General features: G+C 74.2%; 5 protein-coding genes. 3 read left to right on the top strand and 2 right to left on the bottom strand.

Annotation, left to right across the window (positions count from 1 at the left end; translation table 11 throughout):
• The coding region (locus HPY23_RS26450) for an AbfB domain-containing protein (RefSeq protein WP_200649699.1) at positions 1–946 on the top strand (946 nt) is incomplete at its 5' end.
• A gap of 131 nt (positions 947–1,077) precedes the next feature.
• On the opposite strand, the gene panE is transcribed toward HPY23_RS26450, so the two are convergent.
• A complete protein-coding gene (panE, locus tag HPY23_RS26445; RefSeq protein WP_091884129.1) occupies positions 1,078–2,010 on the bottom strand; it encodes a 2-dehydropantoate 2-reductase in 933 nt (310 codons plus the stop codon).
• Positions 2,011–2,131: 121 nt separating this feature from the next.
• Here panE and HPY23_RS26440 point away from each other — a divergent pair, with 121 nt between their 5' ends.
• Positions 2,132–3,436, top strand: a complete 1,305-nt coding sequence (locus HPY23_RS26440) for a chloride channel protein (protein WP_091884131.1) — start codon at positions 2,132–2,134, stop codon at positions 3,434–3,436.
• Positions 3,437–3,800: 364 nt separating this feature from the next.
• Here the strand turns inward: HPY23_RS26440 and mutL are convergent, their stop codons facing one another.
• Positions 3,801–5,792: a DNA mismatch repair endonuclease MutL gene (mutL, locus tag HPY23_RS26435; protein WP_091884257.1), complete on the bottom strand. Its 1,992-nt coding sequence runs from the start codon at positions 5,790–5,792 to the stop codon at positions 3,801–3,803.
• Positions 5,793–5,864: 72 nt separating this feature from the next.
• Between mutL and HPY23_RS26430 the strand changes: the two genes are divergently transcribed.
• Complete coding sequence (locus tag HPY23_RS26430; protein WP_091884133.1) at positions 5,865–6,401, top strand: GNAT family N-acetyltransferase; 537 nt, start codon at positions 5,865–5,867, stop codon at positions 6,399–6,401.
• Positions 6,402–6,651 lie beyond the last annotated feature (250 nt).

Below are 6,651 nucleotides of genomic sequence, written 5' to 3'. Positions count from 1 at the left end.
CGGCCAGGCGGGCGGCGGAGCCGGCGGCACGGGCGGGGGCGGCACCGGCACAGGGACCGGCGGCACCGGCACGACCGCGGCCACCGGCGCGGCGGTAAGCCTGCAGGCGAGCAACTACACGACGAGCTACCTCGCCAATGTCGGCGGCACCGCGCGGCTCGTCGTGCCGGCCAGCGCCGCCGACCGCCAGCAGGCGACGTTCCGGCTGATGCCGGGGCTCGCCGGTCAGGGCGTGTCGTTCCAGTCGAGCACGGCGTCCGGCCAGTACCTGCGCCACCAGAACTTCCAGATCTACCAGCAGGCCAACGACGGCGGCGACGTCTTCAAGCGCGGCGCGACCTTCACCCCGCGGGCGGGGCTCGCCGGCAATTGCGGCTGCAATACCGGCCCGTGCACGTCCTACGAATCGATCGACTGGCCGGGCTACTACCTGCGCCACCAGAACTTCAGCTTCTACATCGCCCAGTCCGACGGCGGCGACCTGTTCAAGCAGGACGCCTCGTTCTGTCCGGCCCCGGGCCTGACCCCCGGCGCCGCGGTGCTCAAGGCCCAGCATTCGGGCCTCTGCCTGTCGATCGCGGCCGGCGATACCAGCGACGGCGGGGTCGTCTCGCAGCAGGCCTGCACCGGTGCCCCCGAGCAGACCTGGACCCCGACGGCCGGCAACGGCGGCACGGCCTACGTCAACAAGGCGTCCGGCAAGTGCCTCGATCTCAGCCTGCTCAAGCCCCCGGCCGCCCCCGGCACGCCGATCGCCCAGTGGGTCTGCAACGGCGGCACCAACCAGGCCTGGACGGCGCGCGCGCAGAACGGCGGCAACGCGCTGGTCTCGGTCAACAATGCCGGGCTCTGCGTCGACGTCTGGGGCGGCTCGACCGCGCCCGGCGCTGTGACGGCGGCCTGGACCTGCCACGGCGGCGGCAACCAGACCTTCCTGTCGCAGTAGCAGCCCCGGCCCGGACGCGGCCCCGCAGGGGGCCGGCGCGGCGCGGGACATCCCCTCCTCGAATCGAGCGGGGGATGCCCTCTCCCAGTCGGGAGAGGGGGACCGGCGATCGGAGCCGGCGGTCGGTCCGCTCAGCCCCGCGCCCGCCGGCTCTCGTAGGCCTTCAGGTGGGTGTAGGCCGCCGCGAGGTGCGGCCGGGCGCCGTCGGGGTCGGCCGCGCGGCCGCGATCGAGAAGGTCGCCGACGATGTGGTCGGCCTCGATCCGGGCGCCCTTCTCGATGTCGCGCAGCATCGAGGCCGTGAAGCCGGAGCCCGCCGCCGTCAGGGTGCCGCGGCTCGTCTCGGCGAACTTCTCCCGCGGCGCCTCGCCCGCCGCCGCCGCGATGGCGCGGCATTCCTCGAACAGGCCGAGCATGACCTCGCGCCCGCCCGGGGCGGCGACGATGTCGCCCACGGGTGCCCGCATCAGGCAGGTGCCGGCGGCCAGCGTCGCGAGGAAGACCCACTTCTCCCACATCTCGAGCAGGATCTTCTCGCTCAGCCTGGCCGCGAAGCCCGCCCCCTCCATCACGGCCGCGACCCGGGCGATGCGCGCCGAGCGCGTCCCGTCCCGCTCGCCGAAGGTGAGCGCGTGCAGCTCGCTCATCTGGACGATCGTGCCGTCGGGCGCGAGCGTCGCCGCGATGGCGCAGGAGCCGCCGAGCACCCGCTCGCGCCCGAAGCGGGCATCGAGGGCGTCGAGATGCGCCATTCCGTTGAGGATCGGCAGCACCATCGTGTCCGGACCGACCGCCGGGGCGACGTCGTCGAGGGCGCCCGCGAGGTCGTAGGCCTTGCAGCTCAGGAGCACGAGGTCGAACGGTGCGGGGATCGCGCCCGCCGTCACGGTCCTCGGCGTCTCGATCCGGAAATCCCCGAGCGGGCTCCTGACCGACAGGCCGCTCTCCGCCAGCCGCGTCGCCCGGGCCGTGCGGACCAGGAAGGTCACGTCGCGCCCCGCCGCGGCGAGCCGGGCACCGAAATATCCGCCGGTCGCTCCGGCGCCCACCACCAGCACCCGCATGCGGTCTCCTCCTGCCCGTCCTGCTTCACAGAAGCTTCGCATTCCAGACGGCTTCGTCCAAGGTGCCCATCGGTCAGGATGTCTTCGCGGGGATGCGACGGTGCGGGGTTTGAGGGGGCGGATGCCCGGGGCGCGGGATCTCGCCGGGTTGTGGGCCCGTCGCGGCCTGTTCGTGGTCGGCGGCATCGCGGTCGGCGGCGCGGCGGTGCTGATGGCCACGCTCGCGGATGCCGCGCAGGCGGGCTTCAGGGCGGTACTGGGGATCTCCCCCCTGATCGCCCTGGTGCTCACGCCATTCGGCTTCGGGCTCGCGGCCCTCCTCGCCCGCACGGTCTTTCCCAATTCGCAGGGCAGCGGCATCCCGCAGGTGATCGCCGCGCGCGACATCGCGGAGCCCTCGTTGCGCCACCGCCTGATCTCGCTGCGGGTCGCCGCCGGCAAGATCGTGGTGATGACGCTCGGGCTGTTCTGCGGCGCCTCGACCGGGCGAGAGGGGCCGACGGTGCAGGTCGGCGCGGCCCTGATGGCGGCGGCCGGGCGGTTCGCGCCGGAGCGCCAGCGCGGGCTTCTGCTCGCCGGGGGCGCCGCCGGGGTGGCGGCGGCCTTCAACACGCCGCTCGCCGGCATCGTGTTCGGCATCGAGGAGCTCAGCCGCTCCTACGAGGCCAAGACCTCGAGCCTGATCCTCGGGGCGATCATCGCGGCGGGCCTGACCTCGCTCGCGCTCGTGGGCAACTACACCTATTTCGGCACCACCGGCGACACCCTGCCGCTCGGGCGCGCCTGGGCGGTGGTGCCGGTCTGCGGCGTGCTCGGCGGCCTGTTCGGCGGCCTGTTCAGCCGCATCGTCATCGCGGTCTCCCGCGGCCTGCCGGGGATGGCCGGGCGCTTCGTCGCGAACCGGCCGGTGATCTTCGCGGCACTGTGCGGCCTCGGCGTCGCCCTGTGCGGGCTCGCGACCGACGGTCACATCTACGGCACCGGCTACGAGCAGGCGAAGGCGCTCCTGCACGGCACCGCCGAGACCCATGCGTGGTTCGGCCCGGTGAAGTTCGTCGCCACCACGCTCTCGTCGATCAGCGGCATCCCGGGCGGGCTGTTCGCGCCCTCGCTGGCGGTCGGGGCGGGCCTGGGCGCCGAGGTCGCCGAGCTGTTCCACGGCGTGCCGGTCGGCGCCGTGGTGCTGGTCGGCATGGTGGCCTACCTCACCGGCGTGCTCCAGGCGCCGATCACCTCGTTCGTCATCGTCTCGGAGATGACCGAGAACCACGCCCTGGTGATCCCCCTGATGGTCGCGGCGCTGATCGCCGACGCGACCTCGAAGCTCGTCTGCCCCGAGGGGCTCTACCACGCGCTCGCCGAGCCGATGGTCGAGCGCCTCACCGGGCGCCCGGCCCACGCGCCGCAGGTGAACGGCCCGGCTTGAGGACGGGCCGTCGCTGGACCTCGCGCGCGCGGATCGTCAGAGCGGCAGCGCGCCGACCTGGGCGAGGCGGCGGTTGTGCTCGTGCCACAGGCGCAGCATGCCGGCGAGGAGACCGGAGGCGGCGGGACCGGTCGCGGGGGTCGACGGGGAGGCCATGGGGTTCGGCTCCGAAGTGGGAGGGGACGGGGAACGCTCCGGTTCCTGTCCGGACCATGGGCCTTATGCTGCATCGCAGCAAACGGTGATCTCGCAACTGCGATATGCGCCGATCGCATGGAACGAGTGCCATTTCGCCGATTTGCACCGATCGCATGCACTCTGCGCCGGACTCGGCGGCATTCTGCGCGATTCCGTGCCGTTCCCGTCAGCGTCGGCCGAACAGGCGCTCGACGTCCGAGAGCTTCAGTTCGACATAGGTCGGGCGGCCGTGGTTGCACTGGCCGGAGAACGGCGTCGCCTCCATCTCGCGCAACAGCGCGTTCATCTCCTCCGGGCGTAGGCGGCGGCCGGCCCGGATCGAGCCGTGGCAGCTCATCCGCGACAGGACCGCGTCGAGGCGGCGGGCGAGCGGGTCGGCCCCGCCCTCGACGAGCGCGTCAACCACGTCGGTGAGGAGCGCCCGCAGCGACCCGCCGGCGAGTGCGGCCGGCACCTCCCGCACCAGCACCGCGCCGTGGCCGAAGGCTTCGAGGACGAGACCGAGATCCTGCAGGGCGTCGGCCGCGTCGGCGAGCCGGTCGGCCTCCGCCGGGTCGAGCTCGACCACGTCGGGGATCAGCAGGATCTGGCGGGCGATGCCGCCGCCTTCCCGCTCGCGCTTCAGCCGCTCGTAGACCAGCCGTTCGTGGGCGGCGTGCTGGTCGACGATGACGATCCCGTCCCGGGTCTGGGCGACGATGTAGGTCTCGTGCAGCTGCGCCCGCGCCGCGCCCAAGGGGTGGGCGGTCTCCGCCGCGGTCGCGGGCGCCTCGACGCGCGCCCGCAGGTCGGCGCTCGGGGCGGCGAGGTCGCCGGAGAACTGCGCCTGGGCCGCCTCGCGATAGCCGCCCGCCTCGGGCGGTCCCTCGTAGGCGGCCTGGTCGGGCTCGCGCGCTTCCCGCAAAGCCTGCCATGGCGCTTCTCGTGACGCTTCCCATGGCACGGGCCCGAAATCGCGCGCGAAATCCTCGATGCGGCCGGAGCCCGCCGGCCGCGCCGGTGCGGTCTCGTCGCGCCGGGCGAACAGGCTCGCGGGCGGGTGCGACGTCGCGGCGGGCGCCTGCGCGTGCATCGGCGCCGATGCCGGCCGCAGGCTCTCCAGGGTGCGGGCCGCGACCGTGCCGGAGCTGCGCCCGCCCTCGCGGCGCAGGGCCTCGTGGATCGCGCTGACGATCAAGCCGCGCACGAGGCCCGGGTCGCGGAATCGCACCTCGGTCTTGGCCGGGTGGACGTTGACGTCGACGAGCGCCGGATCGCAGGTCAGCGCCAGCGCCAGCACCGGGTGGCGGTCGGAGGCCATCACGTCGGCATAGGCGCCGCGCACAGCCGAGAGCAGCAGCCGGTCGCGCACCGGCCGGCCGTTGACGACGAAATGGACATGGGTGGCGGCCGCCCGGTGGAAGGTCGGCAGGCCGACGTGGCCGTCGAGCGCGAAGGCCTCGCGCTCCAGGCTGAGCGGCGCCGAGTTGGCGCCGAATTCCGGCCCGAGCACCGCGACGAGCCGGCGCAGCCACGAGCCGGGCCCGGATTCGGCCGGGAGCACCAGGCCGGCGGTCGTCGACCCCTCGCTGCTCAGCGAGAAGCGGATCTGCGGGTGGGCGACCGCGAGGCGGCGCAGGATCTCGCCCACCGCCGTCGCCTCCGCCCGGTCGGATTTCAGGAACTTCAGCCGCGCCGGGGTGGCGGCGAAGAGGTCGGTCACCTCGATCCGCGTCCCGGGCTGGCCGGCCGCCGGGCGCACCGGACCGCGCTCGCCGGCATCCACCACGATCGAGTGACCGCTCTCGGCACCCGGCACCCGCGATGTGATGGCGAGGCGGGCCACCGCGCCGATCGAGGGCAGCGCCTCGCCGCGAAAGCCCAGGGTCTCGATGCGCTCGAGGTCGCCGTCCGGCAGCTTCGAGGTGGCGTGGCGCTCCACCGCCAGCGCCAGGTCGCCCGGCCCCATGCCGCCGCCGTCGTCGACGACCCGGATCAGCCGCCGGCCGCCGGCGGCGATCGTCACCGCGATGCTGGAAGCGCCGGCATCGATCGCGTTCTCGACCAGCTCCTTGACCGCCGAGGCCGGCCGCTCGACCACCTCGCCGGCGGCGATGCGGTCGACCAGCACCGGGTCGAGGCGGCGGACCTGCGGGCGCCCGAGGGGTGAATCGCTCATGCCCGAAATATAAGGGGCGCGCGGCCGCACCAGAAGGGACCGGCCGGCGCGGTCCACCGGAGGAACGAGGCGATGGAGGACGACGACGTGATCCTGCGGCCGTGCCGGGAGGACGACGTGCCCGCGGTGACGGCGATCTACGCCCACGCGGTCGCGACCGGCCGGGCCTCGTTCGAGATCGACCCGCCCGACGAGGCCGAGATGGCCCGGCGCCGGGCGGCGCTCGTCGGAGGCGGCTACCCCTACCTCGTCGCCGAGCGGGCGGGCGCGGTCGTCGCCTACGCGTATGCGGGGCCCTACCGGCCCCGGCCGGCCTATCGCGGCACGCTCGAGAGCTCGGTCTACGTCCGGCCGGACCAGGCCGGGCGCGGCCTCGGCCGGCGCCTGATGGCGCGCCTGATCGCCGAGGCCGAGGGGGCCGGATTTCGCCAGATGGTGGCGGTGATCGGGGATTCGCACAACGCCGCCTCGATCGGCCTGCACGCCGCCCTCGGCTTCCGGCATGTCGGGGTGCTGACGTCGGTCGGCTGGAAGCACGGCACCTGGCTCGACACCGTCCTGATGCAGCGCGCCCTCGGCCCCGGCGACGGGACGCCGCCCGACGCCTGACCACTCGGCCGTTCGGTTACCGGCGCTTAACCCTGTCCGTTGTAGGGCTCTTAACCATGATGGTCCGCCGGCTCCGGCGGACCCCGGCGGAGCGGAGCGGCAGGCCCGTGGCGGACGAGCGGCGAACACCCGGACGGGCCGGTCCCGGCCTCCCGGCCCGGGCGCGGGCCGCCGCCCTCTCGGCCACGCTCGGCGTGGCATCCACGCTCGGCGTGGCGGCGACGCTCGGCGTGGCGGCGACGCTCGGCGT

The organism is Methylobacterium ajmalii (assembly GCF_016613415.1).
Taxonomy (GTDB): Bacteria; Pseudomonadota; Alphaproteobacteria; order Rhizobiales; family Beijerinckiaceae; genus Methylobacterium; species Methylobacterium ajmalii.
This window is presented reverse-complemented; position numbering and strand designations above follow the sequence as displayed.

Coding starts and splice junctions, on each gene's coding strand:
- HPY23_RS26430 (WP_091884133.1), top strand. CDS start 5,865: ATGGAGGACGACGACGTGATCCTGCGGCCGTGCCGGGAGGACGACGTG.
- HPY23_RS26440 (WP_091884131.1), top strand. CDS start 2,132: ATGCCCGGGGCGCGGGATCTCGCCGGGTTGTGGGCCCGTCGCGGCCTG.
- panE (WP_091884129.1), bottom strand. CDS start 2,010: ATGCGGGTGCTGGTGGTGGGCGCCGGAGCGACCGGCGGATATTTCGGT.
- mutL (WP_091884257.1), bottom strand. CDS start 5,792: ATGAGCGATTCACCCCTCGGGCGCCCGCAGGTCCGCCGCCTCGACCCG.